Origin of the sequence: Bradyrhizobium sp. SPXBL-02 (genome assembly GCF_051853065.1) — a bacterium.
Classification (GTDB): domain Bacteria; phylum Pseudomonadota; class Alphaproteobacteria; order Rhizobiales; family Xanthobacteraceae; genus Bradyrhizobium.
The window spans coordinates 1,709,802-1,735,749 of sequence record NZ_CP182474.1; the positions used below are offsets into that span (position 1 = coordinate 1,709,802).

Annotated in this window: 19 protein-coding genes and 2 pseudogenes; 7 read left to right on the forward strand and 14 right to left on the reverse strand. The window is 58.3% G+C overall.

The features are described from left to right. Positions 1 to 83 precede the first annotated feature (83 nt). The 6 genes and pseudogenes from ACNJYD_RS08030 to ACNJYD_RS08055 form a co-directional block, all read left to right on the forward strand. Positions 84 to 758, forward strand: a pseudogene (locus ACNJYD_RS08030) (nitrogen fixation protein NifQ); the annotation flags it as partial. A 396-nt stretch (positions 759 to 1,154) separates the two neighbouring features. Continuing rightward, positions 1,155 to 2,360, forward strand: coding sequence for a homocitrate synthase (gene nifV / locus ACNJYD_RS08035; RefSeq protein ID WP_439365862.1), 1,206 nt, complete (start codon positions 1,155 to 1,157; stop codon positions 2,358 to 2,360). Positions 2,361 to 2,837: 477 nt separating this feature from the next. Then, positions 2,838 to 3,179, forward strand: a complete 342-nt coding sequence (gene nifW, locus ACNJYD_RS08040; RefSeq protein ID WP_370156227.1) for a nitrogenase stabilizing/protective protein NifW — start codon at positions 2,838 to 2,840, stop codon at positions 3,177 to 3,179. Positions 3,180 to 4,151: 972 nt separating this feature from the next. Continuing rightward, positions 4,152 to 5,261, forward strand: a complete 1,110-nt coding sequence (locus ACNJYD_RS08045) for an electron transfer flavoprotein subunit alpha/FixB family protein (protein WP_439365863.1) — start codon at positions 4,152 to 4,154, stop codon at positions 5,259 to 5,261. 11 nt (positions 5,262 to 5,272) lie between these two features. Then, positions 5,273 to 6,580 carry an FAD-dependent oxidoreductase gene (locus ACNJYD_RS08050; RefSeq protein ID WP_439365865.1) on the forward strand — a complete coding sequence of 436 codons (1,308 nt, stop codon included), beginning with the start codon at positions 5,273 to 5,275 and terminating at the stop codon, positions 6,578 to 6,580. 38 nt (positions 6,581 to 6,618) lie between these two features. Then, the gene (locus ACNJYD_RS08055) at positions 6,619 to 6,915 is read left to right on the forward strand and encodes a ferredoxin family protein (protein ID WP_439365867.1); all 297 of its coding nucleotides are present in this window, start codon (positions 6,619 to 6,621) and stop codon (positions 6,913 to 6,915) included. Between the two features lie 242 nt (positions 6,916 to 7,157). Here the strand turns inward: ACNJYD_RS08055 and ACNJYD_RS08060 are convergent, their stop codons facing one another. The 6 genes from ACNJYD_RS08060 to ACNJYD_RS08085 all read right to left on the reverse strand — a co-directional run bounded on the left by ACNJYD_RS08060 (position 7,158) and on the right by ACNJYD_RS08085 (position 13,554). Continuing rightward, positions 7,158 to 7,706, reverse strand: coding sequence for a carboxymuconolactone decarboxylase family protein (locus ACNJYD_RS08060; protein ID WP_439365869.1), 549 nt, complete (start codon positions 7,704 to 7,706; stop codon positions 7,158 to 7,160). Between the two features lie 6 nt (positions 7,707 to 7,712). Then, positions 7,713 to 8,267: a peroxiredoxin gene (locus ACNJYD_RS08065; RefSeq protein ID WP_439365870.1), complete on the reverse strand. Its 555-nt coding sequence runs from the start codon at positions 8,265 to 8,267 to the stop codon at positions 7,713 to 7,715. A 1,042-nt stretch (positions 8,268 to 9,309) separates the two neighbouring features. Continuing rightward, a complete protein-coding gene (gene modC / locus ACNJYD_RS08070; RefSeq protein WP_439365872.1) occupies positions 9,310 to 10,503 on the reverse strand; it encodes a molybdenum ABC transporter ATP-binding protein in 1,194 nt (397 codons plus the stop codon). Between the two features lie 1,508 nt (positions 10,504 to 12,011). After that, positions 12,012 to 12,212 (reverse strand): hypothetical protein, encoded by a 201-nt coding sequence (locus ACNJYD_RS08075; RefSeq protein ID WP_439365873.1) that lies wholly within the window; start codon positions 12,210 to 12,212, stop codon positions 12,012 to 12,014. A 311-nt stretch (positions 12,213 to 12,523) separates the two neighbouring features. Next, positions 12,524 to 12,853 (reverse strand): hypothetical protein, encoded by a 330-nt coding sequence (locus ACNJYD_RS08080; RefSeq protein ID WP_439365875.1) that lies wholly within the window; start codon positions 12,851 to 12,853, stop codon positions 12,524 to 12,526. A 287-nt stretch (positions 12,854 to 13,140) separates the two neighbouring features. Next, entirely contained in the window at positions 13,141 to 13,554 is a 414-nt protein-coding gene (locus ACNJYD_RS08085) for a hypothetical protein (protein ID WP_439365876.1), read from the reverse strand. A 475-nt stretch (positions 13,555 to 14,029) separates the two neighbouring features. Here ACNJYD_RS08085 and ACNJYD_RS08090 point away from each other — a divergent pair. Continuing rightward, positions 14,030 to 15,671: pseudogene (locus tag ACNJYD_RS08090) on the forward strand (NEL-type E3 ubiquitin ligase domain-containing protein). A gap of 275 nt (positions 15,672 to 15,946) precedes the next feature. On the opposite strand, the gene ACNJYD_RS08095 reads toward ACNJYD_RS08090, so the two are convergent. From ACNJYD_RS08095 to ACNJYD_RS08130, 8 genes are all read right to left on the reverse strand, one after another. Continuing rightward, on the reverse strand, positions 15,947 to 16,666 hold the full coding sequence (locus tag ACNJYD_RS08095) for a hypothetical protein (RefSeq protein WP_439365877.1): 720 nt from the start codon (positions 16,664 to 16,666) through the stop codon (positions 15,947 to 15,949). 58 nt (positions 16,667 to 16,724) lie between these two features. Continuing rightward, positions 16,725 to 17,474 carry a hypothetical protein gene (locus ACNJYD_RS08100; protein ID WP_109145653.1) on the reverse strand — a complete coding sequence of 250 codons (750 nt, stop codon included), beginning with the start codon at positions 17,472 to 17,474 and terminating at the stop codon, positions 16,725 to 16,727. A 1,039-nt stretch (positions 17,475 to 18,513) separates the two neighbouring features. Continuing rightward, a complete protein-coding gene (locus ACNJYD_RS08105) occupies positions 18,514 to 19,887 on the reverse strand; it encodes a M16 family metallopeptidase (RefSeq protein ID WP_439367425.1) in 1,374 nt (457 codons plus the stop codon). A 59-nt stretch (positions 19,888 to 19,946) separates the two neighbouring features. Continuing rightward, positions 19,947 to 21,395 carry a M16 family metallopeptidase gene (locus tag ACNJYD_RS08110; protein WP_439365879.1) on the reverse strand — a complete coding sequence of 483 codons (1,449 nt, stop codon included), beginning with the start codon at positions 21,393 to 21,395 and terminating at the stop codon, positions 19,947 to 19,949. 850 nt (positions 21,396 to 22,245) lie between these two features. After that, positions 22,246 to 22,836, reverse strand: coding sequence for a tetratricopeptide repeat protein (locus tag ACNJYD_RS08115; protein ID WP_439365881.1), 591 nt, complete (start codon positions 22,834 to 22,836; stop codon positions 22,246 to 22,248). Positions 22,837 to 22,866: 30 nt separating this feature from the next. Then, complete coding sequence (sctV, locus tag ACNJYD_RS08120) at positions 22,867 to 24,966, reverse strand: type III secretion system export apparatus subunit SctV (RefSeq protein WP_439365883.1); 2,100 nt, start codon at positions 24,964 to 24,966, stop codon at positions 22,867 to 22,869. Positions 24,967 to 24,975: 9 nt separating this feature from the next. Then, a complete protein-coding gene (locus tag ACNJYD_RS08125) occupies positions 24,976 to 25,407 on the reverse strand; it encodes a tetratricopeptide repeat protein (RefSeq protein ID WP_439365884.1) in 432 nt (143 codons plus the stop codon). Between the two features lie 2 nt (positions 25,408 to 25,409). Continuing rightward, positions 25,410 to 25,946, reverse strand: a complete 537-nt coding sequence (locus ACNJYD_RS08130; protein ID WP_439365886.1) for a hypothetical protein — start codon at positions 25,944 to 25,946, stop codon at positions 25,410 to 25,412. Positions 25,947 to 25,948: the final 2 nt, after the last annotated feature.

Below are 25,948 nucleotides of genomic sequence, written 5' to 3' on the forward strand. Positions count from 1 at the left end.
GGGAGGCCGGCATTCTGACGAGCGACCCTGATCAAAACCAGGTTGCGGCGCGCAAACCTGACCATTGTGGAGACCCGCAAATTATGTCTGACGCGCACTTCCTTCCGTCGCTGGCTGCTTGTGCCGTTGATATCAACAGCCATATGCCTAGGGGAATTGCAACCTACCGCATGCTCACCGGTGTGCATCCTGCAGATGCCGATATTACCATTGACAGCAAATTCGATCGCCATGTCGTGGCGTCTATCCTGGCGGCTGCCACAATGGATGGTGGCTCCCTTCCCGAGAAGGCTGGCCTGTCCGGCCTTGAACTGGTGGCCTTGCTGGAGCAGTACTTTCCCACGCTTGAGATCAAGCTCGCGGAGCAGCTTTCGGCTTTCAACTGCGAAGAGGACGACGAGATCGCAATGCTGCGCGATCTCTTGCTCAAGCAACGATCGACGGAAGGGGATATCGGCCGCTGGCTGGCTTCGATGATCGCGCGCCGCGCGATAGAGCCGGACCATCTGTGGGAAGCTCTCGGCTTGCGCAATCGTGGCGAACTCTCTCGGCTGCTGAGCTGTCATTTCGCGCCGCTCGCCGCGCGCAATTTCAACAATATGCGCTGGAAGCGCTTCTTCTACCGCATGCTTTGTGAGAATGAAGGTCTCGTGATGTGCACAACACCCGTGTGCAATCAATGTACCGACTTCAACATCTGCTTCGGTGAAGAAAGCGGTGAGAGCCGGATGGCCGAGCGCCGGCGCGAGTTTCTGTTGTAGGCGGTTCGGCCGGTGGTTGCCGGCGACTGGCCATCTGAACTGCCGCAAAGGTCCGCTATCGCCCAGTCATCCGAGAAAGCCTCGCCGGATTTGGTAAGCCGCGCAGGACGTTGAGCGCGCGGCTGACGCCGGTTACATGTGAGCGAGTGAACATGTGTTCAAGGCCGCGGCGGCCCCCAAGTCTCGGCGACAATTCCTCACATCGTGGCGAGCCGCAATTGCTAACGTTCGAACTCGACGTAACAACAGGCAAGGCGTCCGCTTCATGACCTGTCGCATTTGCGACAATTCATTTGCTCAAGAAGGTCGAGGGCGGAAGCGGTAGGGTCATCAATGGGTTGGCCGGGACGGCAGGCCGGCATGCTGTTTGCTGAATCGTAGGTAGGTCAAACAATGAGGAGCTCTCGCGTGAGCGCCGCCAGCACCGCCGCCAAATCGTCTCGGCCCGACCAGGTGCGCGCCAAGCCGACCGTGCTCAACGACACGACATTGCGCGACGGCGAGCAGGCACCTGGCGTTGCGTTCACCACAGAGGAAAAGCTGGCTATCGCGCAGGCGCTGGCGCGGGCCGGAATCACGGAGATCGAGGCGGGAACGCCGGCGATGGGCAACGAGGAGATCGCCGCCATCCGCGCCATTGTCGAAGCAGATCTTCCGGTGACCACCATAGGCTGGTGCCGGATGCGGGAATCTGATGTCGACGCGGCGATCGAAGCGAAGGTGTCCATGATCAATATGTCGATCCCGACCTCCGATGTCCAGATTGCGGCCAAGCTAGGTGGTCATCGCGACCTGGCGCTAGAACGGGTGAAGCGATTGGTAGGCTATGCCCGTGAGCGCGGACTTGAGGTCGCCGTCGGTGGTGAGGACTCCTCCCGCGCCGAGGTCGATTTTCTCACCAGACTGATGGCGACTGCAAAAGCCGCGGGCGCGCGCCGCTTTCGTATTGCAGATACGCTCAGTGTGCTCGATCCCGACGCAACCTACGCGCTGGTCGGAAATTTGCGTGCGACTACCGATCTCGAACTTGAATTTCACGGTCACGATGATCTAGGACTCGCAACCGCGAACACGCTCTCCGCCATCAGGGCTGGCGCGAGCCACGCCTCAGTGACCGTCATCGGGCTGGGCGAGCGGGCCGGAAATGCACCGCTCCAGGAAATTGCGGTCGCACTCAAGCAGCTCTACGGGCGCGAGACCGGCATCATTCTCCCGGAGCTCGAGAACGTCGCCACGGTGGTAGCAGCCGCGGCCGCACGTGCGATTCCTATGAACAAGGCGATCGTCGGACAACATGTATTTACGCACGAATCCGGCATTCATGTCGCTGGCCTTTTGAAGGATCAACGCACTTATCAATCGCTTGATCCCGTTTTGCTTGGCCGCTGCAACCGCTTTGTGTTCGGCAAGCATTCCGGACTTGCGGCGATCACCGCGTTACTCAATGAACTGCAGCTCGTCGCCAGCGACGATCAAGCCAGGCAGATCCTGTCTCAAGTCCGCAAATATGCCATCGAGCACAAGCTGCCGGTCGAGCGCGAAACCGTGGCGGCGATCTGGCGCGACGTGTGCGGATGCTTGGCAACCGACCCCGCGTGAAGAGCCGTGTCCAGCAACGTTTGCGTCGACCCTTCGCAAACCGACGCGCCGCAAGGACAGTGTCCGATGTCGCTGATGACGCGATCGGCGTCCAGCTTTGGCACGTCAGATCCCCTGGCGCGATCGCACCTCCAGATCTTACTTCCCGTTCCGCCATGCATGCCGTGATCTCCTACGCAATGACCAGCCATCCCCGGTCTGCCAATCGGCATCTTTTCGCGCGGCTAATTTCTGGTCCGACGACCGTCCGGACGAGCGTCAACCTAGATCATGGTGTGGTCCTTGATTCCGGATCTTCATCGGGGCTTGCTTCGTCACCGGCGGACCTGCCGATCTGGGCAGCGAAGTTGAGAGCACCGCTTTCCGGAGTCAGGCCGTGGCGATGCGCACCAGCTGTGCGAGGCAGGACGGCAGCAGTCAACAGGCGCCACCCCATCTCACTGACTGTCCAGAGCTAATCCGAAGGAGAAATTTTCGATGATCAGCTCATCCATGCCAGCCGGTATCCTGGATCGGCTCAGCAAGGCCTCGTCGGCAGAGGAGTTTTTCTCGCTGCTTGGCGTCGATTACGACCCCAAAATCGTGAATGTCGCGCGCCTTCACATCTTAAAGCGCATGGGACAATATTTTGCTGAAGAGCAATTTACTGGCGCCGAAGAGCCGGAAATCAGAGCTAGGTGCAAGGCGATACTGGAGCAAGCCTATGCAGATTTCGTGACATCGTCACCGATCGATCAGCGAGTGTTCAAGGTTTTGAAGGATGCCGTCGCAGACCCTAAGAAGGCCGCGGCCTTTGTCCCGTTGAGCGAGTTGGAGTGACACGGTAAGCGAATTGCGACCGACCGGCGCCGAGGCGATCCGATATCGGGGCCTTCTCTTTCGTGCTCAACTATCTGAAGCAATGACCGGAGCGGCGGTTGTCGTATTCCCGACCCATGTCTGGACTGATCGCGTCAAAGGTATCAGCCGTTCGTTGAATTGTGTCGCAGGACATTACTTTCGACTGGCTTTCAATGGTCTTTGCAACTGGTACGACACTTGCTGTTGTCCTGCCATCGAAGCCGACAGATGGCAGTCGACCGCATAAGTTTGAAGGAGGACCTATGATGCTGCTTTTACGACCTGCTGAGATCTGCGCTACCATTCCGAGGCCCATAGTCGCGTTAGCTTCCTTGGATAGGGGTTTTGACGCGATCAGAGCTCTGCAGCGTCGGTCAGATGATGGTCAATGGTAAGTCGTCGCTTCGCGTTACTCCTGCAGTCGGTATGCATAACAACATCTGCATCAAAGCGGTCCCCGATCCCGCTCAGATCGGTGCCCATCTCTTGGCGGATGGGAACTGTGCCACGAACAGCGCCAGCTTCGGCCCATACGGAATGCTTTCGTTTGGGGGGCGGGATGGATTGCGTGACAGGAGTGTTGCCAGGATCGCCCTCGTTTTCGCCGCGAATCTGGAGTCGTTGGGCCGAACTGGGTCGCAGGTACTGCGCAGCGTACGAACTCGCCTACTCAGGTATCGAAGCTATCGGTTAGAATCACCACGGCGCCTTGCCGAGCCGCGGTGGCGCTCGTCGAACCCGGCGAGTAACGGTTCGGTTTGGCGGAGCCCTCCAAATTCAGTCGGACGGGTGCTTCTATTGCGACGACGTGTATTGTTGTCCGGCCGGTCCAAGCACGCAGGCGGGGCAGAGCAGCCAGCCACTTGCTAACCGAAAGTGATCTTCAGCTAACGAAGCGAACAAGCAACCCATGGCGCCGGCGCCCCTATCGTTGAGGAGGAATTTGAAAGTATGAGCAACGTCAGCAGAACGGCCATGCCAGCGGCCGCCGGCCGCGCAGCAGCCAAAAAAGAGCTGCCGGAGCGCTTTAAGTCGTACAAGCACGTCTGGGTCTTCGTCGAGCTTGAGCGTGGTCAAGTGCATCCCGTTTCCTGGGAGCTTATGGGTGCAGGGCGCGGCCTTGCCGACAGGCTAAAAGTGAATCTTGCCGCTGTGGTTATCGGTCCGGAGGGGCAGCACACACGTAACGCCGCGCTTGAAGCCTTTTGCTATGGCGCCGATCTGGCCTATCTCGTGAGCGACAATGTTTTATCGGATTACCGTAACGAATCCTATACCAAGGCGCTAACCGAACTCGTCAACACCTACAAGCCCGAGATCCTGCTGTTGGGAGCGACGACGCTCGGTCGCGATCTCGCAGGTTCCGTGGCGACGACCCTGTCGACGGGGCTCACTGCCGACTGCACCGCGCTGGACGTGGACGCCGATGGTTCGCTTGCGGCGACGCGTCCGACCTTTGGCGGCTCGCTGCTCTGCACGATCTACACCCTGAATTATCGTCCGCAGATGGCCACCGTCCGCCCGCGGGTCATGCCGATGCCTGTGCGTGTCGAGCGCGATGCCGCTCGTATCGTCGTTCATCCGCTCGGCCTTTTCGAAGACGATATTGTCACAAAAGTATTGTCATTCCTGCCCGATCGCGATGCGCAAACGTCCAATCTGGCCTATGCCGATGTCGTGGTGGCGGGCGGCCTAGGACTAGGATCGCCTGAGAACTTTCGGTTGGTGCGCGAGCTCGCAAGTCTGCTTGGGGCTGAATATGGCTGCTCGCGTCCTCTCGTGCAAAAAGGGTGGGTTACGTCCGACCGGCAGATCGGCCAGACAGGCAAAACCATCCGGCCGAAGCTCTATATTGCCGCGGGCATTTCGGGGGCGATCCAGCACCGGGTTGGCGTCGAGGGCGCGGATCTGATCGTCGCGGTCAATACTGACAAGAACGCTCCGATCTTCGACTTCGCCCATCTCGCGATCGTCAGTGATGCCATTCAATTGCTGCCGACGCTGACGGCTGCATTCCGCGCGCGGCTTTTGCCAGAGTCGCGCGCCCGGATCGCGGTCTAGAGGAGATGAGGATGATTGAAGAGAAATTCGATGCGATCGTGGTCGGAGCCGGTATGGCCGGAAACGCGGCGGCATTGACGATGGCCAAACGCGGCATGAAGGTGCTGCAGCTCGAGCGGGGCGAATATCCCGGATCGAAGAATGTGCAGGGCGCCATCCTATATGCCGATATGATGGAAAAGCTGATCCCGGAGTTTCGAGAGGAGGCGCCGCTCGAGCGCCACCTGATCGAACAGCGGTTCTGGATGATGGACGACCGCTCCCATGTCGGCATGCACTACCGTTCGGAGGACTTCAACGAGGAGCGGCCGAACCGCTATACGATCATACGTGCTCAGTTTGACAAATGGTTTTCTTCCAAGGTGCGTGAAGCTGGTGCGATCGTGCTGTGCGAGACCACCGTCACCGAGCTCGTACGGGACGATCATGAAAGGATCGTCGGTGTTCGTACGGATCGCAGAGACGGCGAAATACATGCCGACATCGTCGTCCTGGCCGAAGGCGTCAATGGCCTGCTCGGCACACGTGCAGGCCTACGCGCGCGCCCGACAGCCGACAACGTTGCGCTCGCGGTTAAGGAAATGCATTTCCTGCCTCGCGAGACTATCGAGGCGCGCTTCAATCTCAGGGGCGATGAAGGCGTCGTGATCGAGGCGGCCGGCACCATTTCTCGTGGCATGACCGGGATGGGTTTCATCTACGCCAATAAAGAGTGCATTTCGCTTGGCATCGGTTGTCTCGTCGACGACTTCCAGCGCACGGGCCAAACGCCGTACGGACTGCTCGATCAATTCAAGAGGCATCCCTCTGTGGCGCCCCTAATAGCAGGGTCCGAAGTCAAGGAATATTCGGCGCATCTCATTCCCGAAGGCGGTTACAAGTCGATCCCTCAGCTTTATGGGGAAGGCTGGGTCGTGGTGGGCGATGCGGCTCAACTCAACAATGCCATTCATCGTGAGGGCTCGAATCTCGCGATGACTTCCGGCCGTATTGCCGCCGAAGCGATAGGTCTGGTCAAATCACGCGGCGACCCGATGAGTGCGACAAATCTGTCGATCTACAAGAAGATGTTGGACGATTCGTTCGTTATCAAAGATCTGAAGAAGTACAAGGATTTGCCGCCTCTAATGCATACTCACTCCCAGAACTTCTTTCTCACCTATCCGCAGCTCATCTCCAAGGCGATGCAGAACTTTGTGCGCGTCGATGGTACGCCCAAGGCTGAAAAGGAGAAAGCGAGCCTGAAATCCTTTGTCAAGGCGCGGTCATGGTCAGGTCTATTCGGCGATGCTTGTCGTCTTGCTCGGGCCTGGCGCTGACCGCAACAGTGTGAAGTCCAACAATGGAAAGCCAAAGCATGAGTTCCGAACCCGCGGTGCGCGTCGAAGACAAGCTGTATTACAACCGCTATCTTGTCGACGTCGGAAACCCTCACGTCAAGGTCCGTGCGCACACAACGCCATCGCCGCAGCTACTTGCACTTTTGAAAGTCTGCCCCGCGCGGTGCTACGAGCTCAACGACGCTGGCCAGGTCGAGATAGCGGTTGACGGCTGCATCGAGTGCGGTACCTGTCGCGTTATCGCGGAGCCGACCGGCGACATCCAATGGAGCCATCCACGCGGCGGGTATGGTGTGCTGTTCAAGTTTGGATGATGGTGAACAAAAGGCCGTCGGACGACCGAGGCTAGGCGAGGGGAACTCATGCTATCCGTGCCGCATGGCATGTCATTTGCCGGACGGCGGGAATTCGACCACGACGCTTTTCATGAGGACGCTGCGCGACGTGGCTTGCCAACGTGACCCGCCGTGACGCTCGTTCGGGAGCCGCAAAGGCCTCGTTGTGGTGCTATTGCGTGGCGCGCCCCAACTGCGTTGATCGAATGAGAGAGTAGAGATCAGCCTCTCGCCTGAGCGGGAACGGGCCCAGCGGCCTCCATAGCGATCGCCACTGACTGCGTGATCGCAGCAAAGCGCACGGCGGTGTGTATCGCTCCGGGATCAACGCCTGCGGCCCTCAGTGTCTTCTCATGGGCATCAATGCAGACTCCGCAACCATTTATGACGGAGACCGCAAGCGACCACAGCTCGAAATCTGTCTTGTCCACGCCCGGATTGCCGATCACGTCCATACGTAGCCGTGGCGGCATCGTCTTGTATTCCGGATCGGAAACGAGGTGAGCGAAGCGGTAGTAGACGTTGTTCATTGCCTCCGCAGTGGCCGCGGCTTTCGCTGCGGCGATCTCTACAGAGGTCATCACGGCGGACGCCGCGGATTCCATAGCGGCCACCAGGGCTGCATTGCGGGTGGCAGCCGCACTCGCTAGCAGAAGCCCGTACTTTCGTTGCGGCGAAAACGTCTCATCCTCGACGACGGAGACCAAGTTAAGCCTGGCATCCTTCGCAAAGTCAGGAATCCTGCCGCTTATTTGTTCGATCCACGACATGCTGGCTCAAGCAACTTTCAAGGTTTCGCCGCCGATTTGGCGGTTGCAGGGACAGAGCTCGCCGGTTTGCAGCGCGTCCAGAACGCGGAGCGTGTCCTTCGGGCTGCGCCCCACACTGAGATTGGTCGCATAAACGTGCTGGATCGTGTTTTCTGGGTCAACAATGAAGGTGCAACGATAGGCGACCCCTTCGGGTGAGCGCACACCGAGACCATCGACGAGCGTTCCCTTTGTATCGGCAAACTGCCAGATTGGTAGATTGTGCAGTTCGACATGTGACCGCCGCCAAGCAAGCTTGCAGAATTCGTTGTCAGTCGAACCACCCAGTACAACCGCATCGCGGTCAGCGAATTCTTTGGAAAGCCGGGCAAATTCGGCGATCTCTGTCGGGCAGACGAATGTAAAGTCCTTGGGGTAAAAGAAGATAATCTTCCATTTTTCCGGAAAGCTCATTTCGGTCAGCGTCTGAAATGCACTCTGCCCTTCTTCTTCCTGCGCATGAAAACCTGGCTTCACGCCTGTGATGTCGAATGGCGGCAACTGACTTCCAATTCCGAGCATGCTGTCCTCACAAACTTGCTTTTTGTAGGTCGTGACGTCACTAATGGAGCAAACTATATGCCACCCGTTCTTAGGTCCAGAATGGGCGCAACAAGGCCGGCCCAGCGGCTTAGATGCGGGCATGCTCGCGCGCTAGTGGCTCGATCAGCACTAAGCTGACGGTCATCTAGAGCACGTAGGTTCGCACAAGGCGCGGGGACAACCTGCAAAAAACACCGCTATACGTCAGCAGAGCAACGGCAACGGTTGCGGTGCCTTTGAGCTCGACGGCACGCGGGCGCTGGTCAGGCGCTTGGCAGGAAGATGGCTGACCTGAACTGTAGCGGTCTCGTCATCGACCAGCAGGCACTGCAAAGCCGACTATGGACTTAACGTGGGCTCGTGCTATTTAGCGCGCGCAGCTGATCGAACTGCGACGTCTCGCCATTGAACGTCCACAATCGGTACATTCGCAAGACATCAAGGTGGCGCAGGAGCGGACGCCAGAGCTAAGGCGGCTTCCGAAATGGCGAAGAGTTTGATGGACGATCGCGGAGCCGACCTGCTCGGCGGCCCCACTGTCGCGTTAAGGTCGTCCGGTATCGTTGTAACCAAAAAGCCGCAGCTCGGGTTGAGGCCCGGGTGCGCGCCACGATCAAGGCAGCAGCGTGCCAACTCCGCGGTGAGGCTCGCCGGTCGGCAGTTCCCGCTCGCTTGGCAATAAGACCGATCACCTCCCAATCAGCAAATTCGCCAAAAGAACGAGAAGTAGCTGGCCGGGCCGACGGATGCGGCCTCGGCAAGCCTGTTTATATCAAGACTACAGGACATTGCTCTGCTGCGGGTGGTTGCGATCGAGATGTTTTCTCCCCTGGCAACATCGATTGCGAGTATCAGCTGCGTGCCATCTGCTCGCCTCGACTGTCGCTGCACCTGCTACCGATGCGTACGCCTTGGTGCGCGGAGTCCTGAGCCAGATCGGCCAGTAGCCTATCGAGATCGTTTTTTGGAAGGCAAAGAGCTGCCCGGGACATTATTCGGATTATCTCACATAGACCATCGATCACGGCCGGGATCTTGTTGGTGTTCTTCTCGCATCGGGGCATAGCTGTCGAAGGTGCTCATGCGGATGTGGCAGGCGTTGCAAGAAACCGCTCGGCAGCCCGAGCGGAACGGCGCGCGCGACCTCCGCGAATACTTCCCCTCCATTGCTAAGCCGTAGCGCATCAAAGGAGCGGCGTGTGATGCGCGCCAAAAGCGGCACGCCAGATCGGCCGGTTTCAAGAGTCAGAACCAAGGTGACCTCGGCCTCGCCGTGCGGCAGAGAGGCTTTTATGCGTGCTGGAAAAACATTGAGGATAGAGCTTGCGCGCCGAGGCTCGCGCGCGATGCTGACGTCGTCGGCAGCGATGCGCAGCCGCAGCTGCGCTCCCGGTGTAAGCGGCACTCCAGGTATCAGAAAGCGAACAGCTTTGAGGCGGAGCATGATCAGCCCATAGCGCCCGTCATAGCCGCCGACCGTAGTATCAAGACAGACTGCCGCTTCGCCGCGCTTGGCAAGCGCCGGATCACTCTGAAGGACACTGAGCGGACCGGCCGCAGTCACGGCGCCATCCTTCATCATGACGAGATGATCGGCAAAACGCTCGATATCAGCGATGTCATGGCCGAAGTAAATCATCGGCAATGGAAGCGTTTGCCGCATGCGCTCGAGAAAGGGCAGGATCTCGCGTTTGGCGGAGCGGTCGAGCACAAGGAGTGGATCGTCAAGCAAGAGTAGCCGAGGCTGGGCCAGCAGCGCGCGGCCAAGGGCGAGTCGCTGTCGCTCCGCTCCGGAAAGAAGTGATGGCAACCGCTCGAGCAGTGGCGCCAAGGCGAGCAATTCGACCACACCATCAAAATCGATCAGTGTCGGTTCCGATTTTGACGCGTTGTATAAGAGTGTGCGTCGTACAGACAGATGAGAAGAGAGAATCGGTAAGCGAAATACATATGCGACGTGACGCAGATGAGGCGGTCGAAACGTAGTCTCATCCTGCCAGATCTCCCCGTCAATCGCGCAGAATCCATTCGGCAGGCGCTGGACCCCAGCGATGCAGCGCGCAAGTGTAGTTTTGCCGCACCCGGGCGGACCAGAAATCGCTGTGACGCCTTTGGCCGGTACGCTGAATTGCGTATCTAGCGGAATGCTTCCGAGAGAGCCGTTGAAGGCAACTTCGATATAGCCCTTTTTGGCTTCTCTGATGAAGCTTCGCATGTTCTGTATCTTCTCATCTGAGTCAGGGGGCCAATGGCTGCAGTGGAGCTAATGGCCATGCTTTCGACGATCCAGTCTATGGCGCGGCAGCACGGCCTTTCCGCTCACGTGAGGGGCCTAGGGGGGGAGGGCGGACTGCAGATTGGTATCAAGCTCTTGAGCAGCTCCGCGCCGCTAGGATTGTGGCAACCGGACGTTGCCCGCTGCGCTTGCCAATGAGAGGTAAGCGCCCTTCCAGCAGCGCGAGGTTGTCAGTCTGCTTGGCGGGCCGAGGGTCTCTGATGAATGTTGGATTAGCGCGACTTGAGAAGCTTGGCGGTGAAGCTGTCGGAACACGCCGGAGCCGGATACTGGCTCGGGGCCAGAATTGGGCATGACGGATCCCACAGCTTGCCGAGCCGATTTGAAGTTTGCGTCGGTCGCCACAATGGTGGCCCTTGCACTCTCAGGTGCGAGTAGCATCAAAGCTAGGTCGATCAGGATGAATCGAATAAACCTCATTGGAATCCCGGCTCCGCCGCGACCGCTTCCTTCGCGGCAACTTGCTGATGCTTACCCAGCAATCGGCGTGCCGTTTTAAGGAGTATCTGGCCAGCTATTGGCAAGGGAGGCTTTGCATCGGTGTCCACCCTTCGTCCTAGATCGCCGCATTGTAGTGTATGACTTTGGACGTTCGCGTCGCCACCCGCACATGCAGGGCTATGAGATGGCACCTGAGGGTGAAACCATGCCTCTCGCGTTGGAGATGGTGCTTCGGCGAATGTGCGGCCACGCGTCAGTGATGCACAAGTCCCTGCCTCCGGCCGACGCACCTTCCGATCTGCGCGAAGGAGAAGGTCGGCAGCCGATCGCTTGGAAGAAGCGCTGATATGAGACGATATCCGCTGCCCGCTCGTTCAAAGTGCTTGAATCGATCGTAACGTCAGGATGTAGGCATTGCGAAGCAGAACGCCATATTGGGAGCCAACATCGGCACATAAGCGCTAAACGGCCGATCTCTGTTTGATCCCGGTCCTCGCAATGCGTGTTGCGCCTAGCGGTACGATGATTCCGAGCGCCTGTATCATTGCGGCGCCCGGAACAGCGAGCCAGTGGCTGCCGAGACGCTCCAATCCGGTAAACAGATCAGCCTGGCGGGGCAAAGAAAAAACAGTGAAGTATATGCGGCTTAAGAGAGGTTTTGTGAATCAAGTGCGACGAATAGGCGGGACTTGCAATGCGCATCGCTATGCAGCCGTCCTCGCTACGATCGCGATCGCAGCGACGTGGTGCACAGGATACGCTTGCGCGCGAGATCGTCGGGCCGAGGAAGTGTTGGTGTCGTGCAAACCAGACGTGATCCGCTTCTGTGATCGCTTTACAGGCCGTTACGATGCTGACGTGGCCATGTTTTGTCTAACGGAAAACTTCAAAAACTTACGCCGCGAATGCCGACGCGTGATGCCGACCGCCGCCGCGGACAGAAACGACCGGTCGAGACAATCTCTCAACAGGCGCCCGGTAGGCTTTCATCGAGAGTGAAGCACGGCAATTGCGAAGTCGAACGATAGTGAGGTGTTCAGCCTGACGGGGTCTCCGGCTTTGGCCAGCTCGGTGGTTGCAAGTTGATCGGACTGGAGCATCAGCCTGCCGATGCGAAGTTCAACTATCTGAGGGCTGATCCGCGGATCGATTGGCAGCAGTTGCGCTTCGATCAGCGCTGCAGCCATTCGACGACTTCGAGCTTTCGTCACGTTGCTATTGGTTCGCGGTAACGGGTCCGACCGACAACCGCGTCAGCTGAGGGAGGAATGGCCGGACATATGCTGGAAATCCGTACTCCGCACCAATCTACACCGTTGTGGTCGGCGACTAGGTGTTTTTGGGCAGGTGGCCATGGGGTAGGAACGGGCAAAAGATTCGCCCGAATATTTGCGTCGAAGGTTTGTTTCATTGCGGTTTCCTTAGAGTCTCAGCTTGGGACTACCTTGGGCTGGACTGCCGGACTCAAGGTAGCAAAGTGAGGTAGGAAAACCTCTTGCTAGCCGCTGATCGACTTCTCAAGGCATCCGCTTGATGCGATTGCGGCGTTCTCGATGGGCGCTTCAGGGGAGTCGCTTCGCCCGATCGTGGTGCTCTTGAACGAATACACTTTAGAGCTCAGGGCTAAAGGGAACGCCGTCGACATAAGTCGTTCAAACGCAGAAAGCTGTTCATGCAGACGCTTCTCAACGGTCTCCCGCTGCGCGGCAGGGAGTTCAGTGCCAAGCAATCGACGGCAACGCCAGATTTCGTTTCGCAACCATCTGATCTCACTTAATGTATCATCAATCGAAGTCATCACAGATATTCGTCCCTGGGCATCAAGCATGACGATCGTCTGAGCGGCCGTTGCTTGGCTCCGGATTTATCTACCGAATAGTTGAGCCGAGGATTTACGACGTCCCGCGCGTTCGTCCCCGGAGGCGGCGACCAAGATATGTGCAACTCTTACCAATCAATATCACGCTACGCCGCGCGTGTGACGACAAATCGCGGCAGAATTTCGCGGTTTCACGGCGTCCCGATCGTGTGTCCTGCACAATTTCAGCGCTCTACAAGATTGGTTGGCCGACCAGCAGTTAAGTAGATCCGGCCTGCTATAGGCATTCACAATCGCTAACCCGATAACCAATCTACGGGCGAGGTGGACCTTATCAACAACATGGGAAAGCCATGACAACGAATTTGAGGAGGGCAAACCAGCCTGACTGCGATCCACGGCACGCGCCAGCCAATCAAAGAAGCGCGGTTGCGGTTGGTAGTAAAAGGCAAAATGTCGATGGACGCAGGGTCGAGGCAGTTGAGCATTCCACAGACGGTCATTGCCGTCGACATCCGCTGCGCACACCTCTGAAAGATCGATTGAATAGCTTGGATCGCACGCTGCACCAGCTTGTAGCGTTGTTGATTTGTAAAAGATAAAGGCTCACATGGGCAGGCGTTGATGTCCCTTCCCAAATGGAGATCACGACGACGACGACCTGTTGATCTCCAGTTTTCTTGCCTGCGGGCGATGGCCAGGAAAGCCATTTAAGATGGTCGGCACGGGGCGCCCGGCCGGCATCGTCAGTACACTTGCCAGTTGGAACCGCGAGACGGCGTCGATGATGGATTGATGCGGGCAATAAAATGTGTCTGACCCAGCCAAGCCGCGCCTTTCTATCGCTCCGTGGTCCGTCAGCTTATCGACAGCTAACTTTCGTATCACGAACGTCGCTACTCGCTTTGCAGGCTTGGAAGGGTGCAGATCCCGCAGGCGAGACCGGGGTGCATTCCGATATCAACCGGTCCGCGAGCGAGACGTCGCCTCGTTCGCTGCACTGCTTGCAGTTGCTCGGCGGTACTTGCGCAGGCGTATTCGCGCCAGTCGTGCGGGACTGCCCGGTTGTGAGATCGCACCTCATTTCGGTTGGCCGGTGGAGCGTCAGCCATAGTGGGGGATTACCAGTTGTAAGATGCGCCGTCCCGGCGCGTTCGCTCTATTTTACACCAAGAAACGATATCGATGAACGCAGAACAGCTCGGGGCTGGTGCTCCTTCCGCAACTTCCGATTCAGAAAGCTCCGAACCCGGCTCCGCGGCCGCATCGCAGTGGGGAGAGGCGTTGAGGGACATGCACGGGTCCGCCGCCGAGGAGGCTGCCCGGCCCGAGTTGCTGGCCGACTGGGCTGCCGAAGACGGGCAGGGGCAACATGAGGATCGGCAACAGGCAGTAAGTCGAACGAGAGCTTGGCGCGGCACGGGTGATCTCAATGAGCTGCTAGATCTGTCGTCCCTGTCCCTGACCGCCTTATCTGCGCCGATTCTGGCCGGAGTGCGCCGCCTGAATGTCGACAACAATCAGCTGGCAAGCCTGCCCGAACGCCTTCCAGAAACGCTTCAGGAGTTGGACGCGCGCGGTAATCGCCTGACCCACCTGCCCCGCCTTCCAGCCGGGCTTCAGCGTCTGAACGTCGAGCACAATCAGTTGGCGGACCTGCCCGAGCCTCTCCCGGCTGAGCTCGAATGGCTCAGCGCCAGCCACAACCGGTTGACCAGCCTGCCTGAGACGGTCCCGCACCAGCTGATATGGTTCGGTGCCAGCGACAATCTGCTGACCAGCGTGCCCGAGACCCTGCTGACGCACCTAGGCCGTGAGTCGAGTGTTAATCTGGAGAATAATCCGCTCGCCGATTGGGTGCAGGCCGGCCTGGCAACAGCGATGCATGCCGGACACTATGCCGGCCCTCAGGTTTTCTTCTCGACCACCCCTGGAGCGGTGGAAGTTCAGCCGCGGTCCCTGCAAGAGGTCGCCGCGGACTGGCTTGAGGGTGAGCCCACAGCAATGTCCACTTGGCAGCACTTCGCCCATGAGGCGGGGGCCGCGGACTATGCACGCTTCCTCGACCGGCCGGGGCACCGTGAACTACCATCATGAGGCGTTCCGTCAGGCGGTCGCTGAAGATCTGCGGCAGGCAGCTGTCAGGCCGCGTTTGCGTGAGCAGTATTTCGAATTGGCTTCGGGAGCGAGCGAGAGCTGCGAAGATCGCATTACTTTGGTCTGGAACGGCATGCAGACTGCACGCCTGAACGCTGATGTCGAGGACGGCGTCTATGACGGGCGACTGGGCGAATTGCTCCAGAACGGCCGCGTCATGTTTCGCTTGGAAGCGCTGGACGGGATCGCGCGCGAGAGGGGCAATTCACTTCGTCGTGCCGATCCCGACACGGATGTCGATGAGATCGAGGTCTACCTTGCCTACCAGACCCGGCTGCGGGACGCGCTGGAGCTGCGGCACACGGCTCCTGACATGCGCTTCATGAATGTCTCTCACGTGACCGAGGGCGATGTGGCCAGGGCCGAGGTATTGGTGCGGCAGCAGGAAGCGGCGGAATTTCCGGACTATTTGGCAGCGCGCTGGCAACCATGGGAAAGCGTGGTGAGGCGCATCGCACCCCAAGACTATGCTGACATGCAGGAGCGGCTCGTTGACGCGATGGGCGTACCGTTTGAAACCCGCTTGGTTGAGCGACTGGCCGAGCATGGTCTGACAGGCGATGCCGATGCCGAACGGGTCCTCGGCGCCCACATACGAGACGAGATCGCCCGCGAGATCAAAGGCGCGGTCATGCATCAGGTGCTCGGCAAATTGGGCCTGAAGCTATGAGCGCCTCCCGAAGGAAGCCTCGTCGACCCGCCTAATCGCTCACAATGTCAAGGCATTCATCGTTTCTTCGAGGACGGGGCTGCCTGCATCAGCCATTGGCCAATGAGCTGCCGCCGATTGCCGGCCGCGCTGTCCGTGCGCACGATTGTAAGGATGGAGATCCAAGCGGAAAGTCGTATACCGCAATTTATGCGTTCGCGTTGCGAGCGCCATTGAAGTCAGCGGTCAACGACCACTCATAGGCCGGACGAACAGATGGCGATCAGTCCGAACTCTTAAGTAGCCCTTGTGCAACGTAGGCTATCGATATCCGTTCCCCGTCGACGGTCAGGCCTTCGCAGCGTCACACTCGAATCCAGATCGCGAAACATGCTGTAATTGCGTCGAATCCATTGATGCAGCTCGGTGGACCAATCCTTCTCGTCGCGCAGATATCCAGTGAAGGAAAAGCTCAGCCGGTCTATATATCGTTTAAGGAACAGGGGAAGTGCGGAAATCCGAATCACCCGCTCGTGATCCATTACTTCCGGCAATTCGCCACGCAGCACGAATTCATTGTGGACGGTGACCAGCGACGCCGGCGGAATTCGCCGCCGCAGCATTTCATAAGCGCGAAAGGAGATGCGGTCTGCGCCCGCGACGAAGAGGATGATAGGGGTGACATAGCAGCGCGCTGTCTCCTTCATGAAGCCTATCTCCTCGCACATCTTGAAGAATTCGTCGAAGACGTGAAAGCCGAGGTCAATGACCTTGGGTACCCGATCGTGGATGATCAGAGGGTCCATCAGCTGCATCTTGCCGTAAGTGTCGATCACATCAGCGGTCTCCGTGATGTTGGGCAGGTAGTCGAGCAATGACGGCTCTTTCAAGTTGACATCGAACGATAGCGCTGTGCCGTTTTTCAGCAGCAAGAACTCGCTCATGGCCCGAGCGATGAGGGTTTTACCGACCTGCGGGCTAGGAGAGCAGATGATGTAGATGGGGGTCGCTAACATAGCCAGCAGATCAATTCGTTCCGTACGTGGGCCCGACCGGAGCTCGCCGGATATGCCGCTACTTTTCGCCGGCCCGGGTGGCGGACTTGGCCCCCGCCAATTCCGTCAAGTTGATGCGATCAAATTCGCTCCAGACATTTGCCAGCCAGTGCCGGACATAGCCGCGCAGGACGAAGGAGTTGTTCGCGGGTTCATCGTTCCGTCCCTTGTTTGCCACGAAGTCTATGAATGGGACGGATGCGACTTCCACCTGCTCATAGGCCATCTCGTTGAGCTTCGGTATGGTCAACTCAGTCGCATGTTTGATGCGGTGAAAATAGGAATTATATGTCGCTTGATCCCACTGGAAGAATTGAGTGTCGTTGATGAAGTTCTTGACCAGGTAGTACTTTGCGCCGCTCATGAAAGTCGCGGTTTCAGCGATCTCGTCTAGCGAAGCGATGGATGATCCCAGGATGTGGAACACGGCAAATGTGATCTGGCCCGATCGGGCCGAGTCCAGAAAGCCAATGTCCCGCAAGGAAGCCAACGCAGAGGACAGTAGGCCTGCCCGAGCATCGATGACAGTGACAGATAGCCCTGAGTTCAAGGTATCGAAGATCTTCATCTGGTCCGCCGTCGTGGTCATATCGACGATCTCAGTAATCTCGGGATAAAAGCGTTTCAGCGTTCCGCGGGGCGACTCTGTGTCGAATGCGCGTGTTTGCACGTTGTTGACGCTGAAGTAGTCCAGTAGCGTTCGTGATACGGTCGTCTTGCCGACTCCTCCCTTGTCCGCACCGACCACAATTACAACTGGCTTAACCATCAACATCTCCCGAGACACTCGTTATTGCCGCGCGCAAAGTGCGCAATCGGCGCGTCTCTGCTTTTGGGTGCGATCATGGCAGAAAGAAGGGGCAATGAACCTTCGATGCTGGAGCTCTGCAACTGATAAACGTTTTCAACATTGAGCGAGTAGCATCGTCCGATGATGCAGCCCGGCGAATGGGAGTAATCGCTTGTATTGGTGATCTACGTGAGGTTTGTGGGCAGTTGGAATGCGCGGGCAAGAATCAACTGTCCGCCTGTTGTGATCGTTGTAACGACATAGGTTATTCATAGATGCCGTTGCTGCCGCTATCGACTTTTCATGGAGCGACGGAAACTAACGTGGCGTCAGATTGGGAGCTCGATGAAGGCGCAGATCAAGGCGATGCCACGCGGTGCGCCTATCGCTTGGCAGACCACAAAGGTCTGCTGGATCAGATGGTCGTCTTTTCGGCAGAGAGCGAAGCGGCTGGTTAATTTCTGAAAGATCACCCTGAACGACCGAGCTCGCACTCTCACTCTACTGATGAATATCGGGATATGCGAAAGCTGGAGCGCGTCGGTGACGCAATAGCAACCATGCGTCTGTTCGCTCTGCGGCGGGATTATCGGGCCACGGAGAACAAGATCGAAGGAGGAGCGGGGCGCCGGCGGACCCGCATCATAGGAGGTGAAGCGATATCGGACGCTCCGATAGAAGAAGCGCGCGTCTGGTGGCCGGAACGGCGATCTTTGTGTTGGACACGGATTTCGCCGAGCTACGTCCTACCTGTCAAGGAGGTTCTTACTGGAATGATCGATAGCCATGGCACTCTCGTTAGCCGCTTCCTTGAAGCGGCAGACCGCGTACGCTCCGGTTTAAAGCGCCCACTTTGACAACCTGAAAAGGTTGTTTAAACGCATTTGCGTAGAAGCGGCCTCGAGCGGCCGTATGGTAATGGCTTAACGACGGATCTCCACGAGCTAAAGGCGGGTGCTAGATGCACTCTACGCGCAAAGGCGATGCGCTTGCTAGGCGGCCGGCGCTGCCAGAAAGCTTAATTTTGGCGCTTTGTCGGCCCGGCGTCTGGCTGATCGGCACCTGGCGGGGGTGTGGTCCCGGTTTGCATGGGGGTGCACTGCGCTGCGTCGTTCGAGGAGCGACCAACGATAATTGTGAGCAGACCCTCGCCCCACAGCCGCTGCGCTGCTCTCCTGGCGTCCTCCAGCGTCACCCCATCGACCAGGGCATTGTGCTTTTCGAAATAGTCGATGGGAAGCTTGTCAATCTGATTCTGCAGTAGCGTTCGCGCAAGCTTAGATGATGTGTTGAGAGCCACCTGTTGCGAGCCTTTTAGGTAGGACTTTGCGTCATCGAGCTCCTGCTGAGTAGGTCCTTCCTTGGCGATGTGGCGGACCTGCTTCTCGATTTCTTCGACCGTCTCGCCGGCACGATCTGCGCAGGTGCCGCTGTTGCCGAGAAAAATGGCTGAATGGTCCAACCAGACAAGGTGCTCACGGACGAAATAGGCCAGCCCGCGCTTATCGCGGACTTCGCGGAACAGGCGAGACGTAAGGCCGGGGCCGCCGAGGATGTGGTTGACGATATAGGCGGCCATGAAATCCGGCTCGCTCCGACGAACGGCCGGACCCCCAAAAGTCACAACTGTTTGCGGCACATCGACCGGAATGAAGACCCGCTGTGGCGGCTTTGCTGCGATGACTTCCGCAACCGGCACAGCTTCTGCATTGCTCGGCAGGCCGCCAAATGTCTTGTCGAGCAAGTTGCAGACGACCGCTGGATCGACGTCGCCGACAATAGCGACTTTGAGCGTGTCTTTTGCGATCACGCGTCGGACATAACCCTTGAGATCCGTGACCTCGATCTTCGGCACGCTTTCCAGCGAGCCTTCGGCGGGGCGAGCATAAGGATGATCCCTAAACGCGACTTCGAGAAACTTGCGATGAGCCAGAGACGAAGGATCGCTCGAGGCGTGCCGAAGGCGCGCAAGCACAGTAGCACGGGTCCGTTCGACGTCGGCCGAGTCGAAACGCGGCGAGGTCAGCGCCGTCCGTGAGAGCTCGAAGGCCTCGTCCGCGTTGTCCTGGAGCGTGCACAAGGCACCGCGAAAGTGATCAGGGGTCACATGAAAGCCCAACTCAATGGCACGACGGTCTAGCCGCTGATGAAAGGTCCTGAAGTCAAAGTCGCCGGAACCTTCCTTGAGCAGGCCAGACACCATGTGACCGACGCCAGGTTTTTGAGCGGGGTCCTGAGTCGCGCCGCCGGTGAAGGCATATTCCATCGTGATCAATGGGACGGCAGAATCCTTCACGAACCAGGCTTCTATACCGCAAGACGAAATTAGGCGCTTGATCCTGGTTCGGCCAAGTGACCGCGCGTCGGCAACCGAATTTGGCGAAGCGAGCATAGCGATGGAGAGCGACGCTCCGCCGAGAAGGATCCCACGTCGTGTGCAAGGATAAATCACTAGAGCTTCTCCCAGTGTCGTGGAGTAGACTCTTTTATGAGATAGCCGGTCACCGCTCGTTTCTTGTCGAGCCATTTCCGCACTGCCTCGTGCACCTGCCGTGCACCGACAGCGCGGATGTCGTCCGGCCAGCGTTCAATATCCTCGATGCATAGTCCCGTCGTCAGGCCGCGGCCATACCGGTGCGCGAGCATTTCCTGACTGTCCTGGGCGTAGGTGACTTGCGCAATCAGCCGCGTCTTCGCCCTCTGCAGATCTTCGCTGCTCACGGGATTACGGGCAATGTCGGCGATTACCTCGTCGATGGACTGCTCGAGCAGGCTGAGGTGGACGCCAGGTTTTGGTATGGCGGAAATCTCCAATAGCGAGGGATCGAGTGCGGCAGATTGGTAGCTCGCTTTGGCAGTAACCGCGAGCTGCTTTTCGACGACGAGCGAGAGATAGAGATATGAGTTGACACCGCCGCCCAGCAACTGCTCGAGCACCTCAAGCGCCGGACCCTCCCCAGCGGCGGCGGTGCGAGCCGACGGTACGAGATAATAGCGGTGCAGGGCTGGTTGCTCGACGCGGGAATCGGCCAACGTCACTCTGCGCTGCGCGGCCGGCGTCGGCTCCTGCGGCCGCAGGCGCTGCACGGGAATCGACGGTTGCGCAGGGATGTCGCCAAACGTCTCCTTCACCAGCGAGAGCATCTCCGTGCTGGTTACGTCGCCAGCGACAATCAGGATTGCGTTGTTGGGTGCATAGAAGCGCTTGTAGAAGGTAAGCGCGTCCTCTCGGGTAAGCTTTTCGATTTCCTGGCGCCACCCAATAATGGGGTGGCCATAGGGATGGTTAAGGTAAAGCGCCGCCATCATCTGCTCAGCAAGCCGGTTACCTGGTTGGTTGGCGACGCGCATATTGAATTCCTCCAGCACGACGTCGCGCTCGGACAGCACATCCTCGTCCTTGAGAATGAGACCGATCATGCGGTCGGCTTCAAATTCCATCATCTTGCGGAGGTGCTCGCGAGGCACGTGCTGGAAGTAGCTGGTGAAGTCGAATCCGGTAAAGGCGTTCTGATAGCCGCCGGCGCGCAGCACAGCCTTGCGGAACTCATCCGCCGGATGTTTGGATGTGCCCTTGAACATCAGGTGTTCGAGGAAATGCGCAAGCCCCGATTTGCCAGGTGGTTCGTCCGCGGAACCGACCTTATACCAAATCATCTGAGTCACGACGGGTGTGCGATGATCCGGGATCACGACGACCTGCAGGCCGTTCTGAAGCGTGAAGCATGCTGGTTGATCTGATTTGCCCGTGTCGGCAAAGACGCCAGCCTCGTCAGGAAGGTATAAGCCGGTGCCATTCTCCGTTTTGCGCTCGACCGCCGGGGCGGTGCGCGTCGTCGAATCCGACCCTTCAGCGGCGCTGCTTGCCGCCTTGCCGGTGACCGAAAGCCGGTTCTTCATGGCATCGCCTTTCGTTTCATAGTCGTCATTATGGTAGAAAATCCGACACGGCGGGGAGCCGCACCTCGTCTTGGCAAACAGTGGAGCAAAATCCGGACCAATCGCCGGATGGCGCCTCGCGTACGCAACGGCACACAACGACGTTGCGCGCAACGCGTCAGGAGAACTTCGCGTCCAATCGAGACTTCAGGTCAATCGAGCACGATATGACGTCAGCACAACACCCGGCAGGCTAGCCATCACACGTCTCGCTCTAAAAGATGAGTGGCTTGACAATCTTTCTCGTGGCCGCGAGGTGGCACTCGGCGAGCAGCAGCTTGGAGTATGCTGCGTCGAAGTAATCCAGGACGAGGCTGCCAGAATAACGTAGATTATCGGTCGCGCAGATTAGGTATTCAGTGCGAGCCTCAGCTCACCAAAGGCGATCTGGCCAATCGCTCTTCACGTGGTTCGTGTACGCTCTACATAAAGTCATAGTCATCATCATACGAATCGTTCGTGGGCTTTGCCACAAACTGGCATTGCTGCCATCGTCTTCAATCGCGGCAAGATACTAAGGCGATTTACCCGCTCACTGCCATTTGCCTTCTTTGTTCTTCCATTTGTCCGTGCTTGGCGGGATCAAGCACCATGATCGAGTCACTTACCTCGAGAAAGCTCAACGCTGCTGCGCGGGATTTCGCTTCCGGATTGGAAAGTGGGAGAGCACAAGCGGTTTGTTACCGTCGATCTGGACCTGATGTTCAAGCAAGATATCGCCCGCGTCATCGACGAGCGGATGGGTAAGCCCAGCGGTCGGCAAGCTGAGCATCAAGCTTCGCTAATTCCGCCTCGCTCCTCATCGCCACGCTTATCTTGAACGAGCCAATGCGTTCCGGCCGCCCGCCTGCGGTGCTGAGCTGGCATCGCCAGCCTCCTTCTTGCCTTCAAGGGCGAGGGACAGTCCGAAATTGTTGCGCAACATCGGGTTTGCGGGTTCCGCTGCGAGAGCTTGGCGGTATAGTTCTTGGGCCTCCCGATGGCGGCCCTCGTGATCGAGGACCACCGCTTTGGCATTCAATGCGCGGAGGTCGCCAGGGGCTGCCAATAACACGCCGTCGAGCACTTCGAGCGCATCATTCGGACGGTTGCGGGCCAGCAGGACTCGCGCAAGAGGAATCGCCGCATCGATGTTGTTCGGCTGTTGCTTCAATGCATCGAGCAGAGCCCCTTCATCAGAATCCCGGCCGAGCGCGTATGAAATGCGCTCGCGTACCGCGGGATCGATTTCTTCGCTGTGTGCGAGGTCAGATGTGGACGTCTGCTGCGGTGAAAGCCTATGTTTATCTGGGGCAGCGCAGCCAGCGAGCAGCACAATAGCCAGCATCGCAAGCAGAGCGGGCAGCGGCCCTCGACTGGCGGAGCACAAATGCCGGCGGCACCTGGTTTCATTTTGTTTCATCGGCGACTCACGGGGAAGTGCTGCGCGTTCTTAGTTTGCAGCTGCTAGGAGCCCTCCTGAGGAAGGCGCCTTGGGGAGCTTGACGGATCCAATCGGTTGGACCGTGAAGTCGGCGGCGAGATCTTGATAGGACAGAACAGGCAGGTCGATCCCGTTGCGCGTGAGAAAGCCGCGTACGAAACGGCGGATATCCATCGACCCAAGGACGACAGGCTGGCTCTTACTTTGCGCGATGGTGGCATGGATCTGACGAAATTGTGCAAGCAGCTTTTCGCTCTGCCATTCATCCAAGACGAGGTATGGGCCGACGGCAGTTTCCCGTACTGCGCCGCGGATGATTTCCTCGCTCTCACGCTCGATGATAAAGGCGACCACGACGCGATGGGCGTTAGCATACCGAAAGCAGATTTGTCGCTTTAAGGTAGCACGAACGTATTCGGTGAGCAGGACGGCGTTTTGCTCGCGCTCGCTCCATTCTGCCAATGCCTCCAGGAGCAAGCGGGTATTGCGGATTGGAATGCCTTCATCGAGCAATCGGCGCAGGACCTCGGCGATCCGAGGAACGGTGGCCGTACGCAGCACCTCCTTCACCAGGTCAGGATATTCCTGCTCCATCCGGGCGAGCAATTGGCGGGTTTCCTGGATACCTACCAGGCGCTGTGCATAGCGTGTCAATGTGGAATGGAGACGTAAGGCAAGAACTTCGCTCAGGCGATGATATCCGATTCCAGCGGCCTTGAGGGCCGCTGCATGCCGTTCTTCGATCCAGACACGATTGGTTTCCGGGTCTTGCTGAAAGGGGATGCCGCTCAACTCGATGTTCGCCACATCGTCGTTGAGCGCCAGGTGCCCGGGATTGATCACATCGCGCTCAACTGGCACACTATCGACATCCACCCTGAATTGCGACGAGGACAAGCTCTCGCCGATTTGGGCCGGGATGCGCGGAATGGTGATGCCAAGGTCCGCCGAGACCAGCCTTGAAACACGCGAAATGCTCTCCTCCAGCTCGTCTTTGTCGATTGAATCCGTCAGGTTCGGTGCAAGGAACAACGCGATCGGAAGTGCTTCCGCATGTGCGGTCGGCTTCTGGGCCGCTGCCGGAGCCGGCGCCGAAGCAGCGGCGCTTGCTCCTATTTTAGCGGCAGGCTTGTCGCCTTTGGCGCCGATCTTGACGAAGCTGGCGGCAGCGAACAGGACGGCCAGCACGACAAACGGGGGCAAAGGAAAGCCGGGAACAAGCCCCATGAATATCAAGACGCAGGCCGCTAGCCTAAGCGCCTGCGTACTTGCGGTAAGTTGGTGAACGATATCGGCGCCGAGTTTGAGTTTGGAGGGCCCGTTGACGCGCGTGACAATGGTCGCAGCGGTAATTGACAGCAGCAACGCCGGAATCTGCGAAATGAGCGCATCACCGATCGTCAAAAGCGTGTATTGATGCAACGCGTCATCGAGCGACATACCCTTTGAGAGCAGACCGATGCTGATTCCGCCCAGCATATTGATGCAGATCACGATTAGTCCTGCGATCGCGTCTCCCTTAACGAACTTCATGGCGCCATCCATCGCGCCATGAAGTTGACTCTCTTGCTCCAAGGCGGCACGTCGGCGGCGTGCTTCGTGTTGATCAATGTGGTTGTTGCGCAGTTCCGCATCGATCGCCATCTGCTTGCCTGGTAGCGCGTCAAGCGTGAAGCGCGCAGACACCTCTGCGACGCGTTCGGCACCCTTGGCAAGAACCATGAACTGCACCATGGTCACGATCAAAAATATGACGATTCCGACCGCGATATTCCCTGAAATGACGAAGTCACCGAAGGTGTGAATGATGCTGCCGGCGTCGCCCTCGGCAAGGATCAGCCGCGTTGTTGCAATCGTTAGCGCCAGTCGAAATACGGTGGAGATCAGGATGACGCCCGGTAGCGACGAAAAATCAAGCGGTGTGGTGAGATAGAGCGCAACCATCAGCAGCAATATGGCAAAGCCAAGATTGAAGCCGATCAGCATGTCGATCACGATGATTGGGATTGGCATGATCATCATGCCGATCGCTAGAAGCAGCATCAAGGCAACCATGAAATCCGGGTGGGCCGGAGCGCGCACGATGAAGTCACGCAAGACGTTGGTCATGATAACTCCCTATTGCTTTTTGATGAGGGCGGCCCTGCTCGCGCGCAGTGACACATAGCGCTGGAAAATCTCGCGAGCCTCGGGCATGCGGCCAGCGTGCCGCAGGGCGTGACTGCGCAACAGCGTCATCGGTATGCGCGAAGAAGGTTGCGTATCGAGTGCGTCCAGCCGGTCCAACACGTGGAGCGCTTCATCGCCAAGGCCCTCGGAGATTAGCGCGTAGGCTAGAATGCGGAGTAAACCGATGTCGTTGGAATGCTCGCGAGCTGCAATTCGCAACAGAGCCAGACTTTGTGCGCTCTGCCCGCACGCGAGATGTACATACGACAGCGCGCAAAGCAGGTCGCGCTCCGGCCCGGAGATCGACAGAATATCGCCGGATTTGGAGACTTCTGGAACCAGGGGAGCGGGCCCATGCTGCAATCCATCAGGATCGGCCATGGCTAGCCCTTGATTAAGCTGTTTTGATTTTGCCGGAGCATTAGTAACCGCTGTAGTTCCTGCTGCAGGATTGCCAAACACTCTCGCGCCGTCTTGTCATCTGGCGTCGTCTCCAACGTTCGCGTCAAGCGCTCCAGAAGAGCACCATGCTTGTCGGCGCGCAGTACGTCCGGATGACGGAGGCGTGGAACGACGAAGGAGAGTAGTCCGCGGGACAGATTGGGACCATAGAGCGAAGCCAATACCGCGCGTGGATCTACCTCATTTGCCCCTGCTTCGCTTTCGAATAAAGTGACGCGTGAGATGGCGCCGACGGAGTTGACCTCGAGCGCCGCGTCGCTCGCAACATCAATTGGCAGATCATGCGAAACCGCATCCCGCCACGACGCGCGCTTCGTGCCGCTATCCGCATGGGCGCCTCCGACCTCGAGTTTATCACCTCGCGAGGGAGACGAGCCGATGACCGGTGCGTGCTGGCCCGCATCTAATCCCTGCGATGAGATGCCGGGCCCTACAGAGTGCTGGGGCAGCCTAGCCATCG

Excerpts from the sequence above, each read along its gene's own strand:
- ACNJYD_RS08045 (WP_439365863.1), top strand. The coding sequence starts at position 4,152 with ATGAGCAACGTCAGCAGAACGGCCATGCCAGCGGCCGCCGGCCGCGCA.
- ACNJYD_RS08060 (WP_439365869.1), bottom strand. The coding sequence starts at position 7,706 with ATGTCGTGGATCGAACAAATAAGCGGCAGGATTCCTGACTTTGCGAAG.
- ACNJYD_RS08050 (WP_439365865.1), top strand. The coding sequence starts at position 5,273 with ATGATTGAAGAGAAATTCGATGCGATCGTGGTCGGAGCCGGTATGGCC.
- ACNJYD_RS08130 (WP_439365886.1), bottom strand. The coding sequence starts at position 25,946 with ATGGCTAGGCTGCCCCAGCACTCTGTAGGGCCCGGCATCTCATCGCAG.
- modC (WP_439365872.1), bottom strand. The coding sequence starts at position 10,503 with ATGCGAAGCTTCATCAGAGAAGCCAAAAAGGGCTATATCGAAGTTGCC.
- ACNJYD_RS08055 (WP_439365867.1), top strand. The coding sequence starts at position 6,619 with ATGAGTTCCGAACCCGCGGTGCGCGTCGAAGACAAGCTGTATTACAAC.
- sctV (WP_439365883.1), bottom strand. The coding sequence starts at position 24,966 with ATGACCAACGTCTTGCGTGACTTCATCGTGCGCGCTCCGGCCCACCCG.
- ACNJYD_RS08095 (WP_439365877.1), bottom strand. The coding sequence starts at position 16,666 with ATGTTAGCGACCCCCATCTACATCATCTGCTCTCCTAGCCCGCAGGTC.
- ACNJYD_RS08105 (WP_439367425.1), bottom strand. The coding sequence starts at position 19,887 with ATGCTCGCTTCGCCAAATTCGGTTGCCGACGCGCGGTCACTTGGCCGA.
- ACNJYD_RS08085 (WP_439365876.1), bottom strand. The coding sequence starts at position 13,554 with ATGGCTTTCCTGGCCATCGCCCGCAGGCAAGAAAACTGGAGATCAACA.
- ACNJYD_RS08100 (WP_109145653.1), bottom strand. The coding sequence starts at position 17,474 with ATGGTTAAGCCAGTTGTAATTGTGGTCGGTGCGGACAAGGGAGGAGTC.
- ACNJYD_RS08075 (WP_439365873.1), bottom strand. The coding sequence starts at position 12,212 with ATGGCTGCAGCGCTGATCGAAGCGCAACTGCTGCCAATCGATCCGCGG.
- nifW (WP_370156227.1), top strand. The coding sequence starts at position 2,838 with ATGATCAGCTCATCCATGCCAGCCGGTATCCTGGATCGGCTCAGCAAG.
- ACNJYD_RS08115 (WP_439365881.1), bottom strand. The coding sequence starts at position 22,836 with ATGAAACAAAATGAAACCAGGTGCCGCCGGCATTTGTGCTCCGCCAGT.
- ACNJYD_RS08110 (WP_439365879.1), bottom strand. The coding sequence starts at position 21,395 with ATGAAGAACCGGCTTTCGGTCACCGGCAAGGCGGCAAGCAGCGCCGCT.
- ACNJYD_RS08065 (WP_439365870.1), bottom strand. The coding sequence starts at position 8,267 with ATGCTCGGAATTGGAAGTCAGTTGCCGCCATTCGACATCACAGGCGTG.
- ACNJYD_RS08125 (WP_439365884.1), bottom strand. The coding sequence starts at position 25,407 with ATGGCCGATCCTGATGGATTGCAGCATGGGCCCGCTCCCCTGGTTCCA.
- ACNJYD_RS08080 (WP_439365875.1), bottom strand. The coding sequence starts at position 12,853 with ATGCTTGATGCCCAGGGACGAATATCTGTGATGACTTCGATTGATGAT.
- nifV (WP_439365862.1), top strand. The coding sequence starts at position 1,155 with ATGAGGAGCTCTCGCGTGAGCGCCGCCAGCACCGCCGCCAAATCGTCT.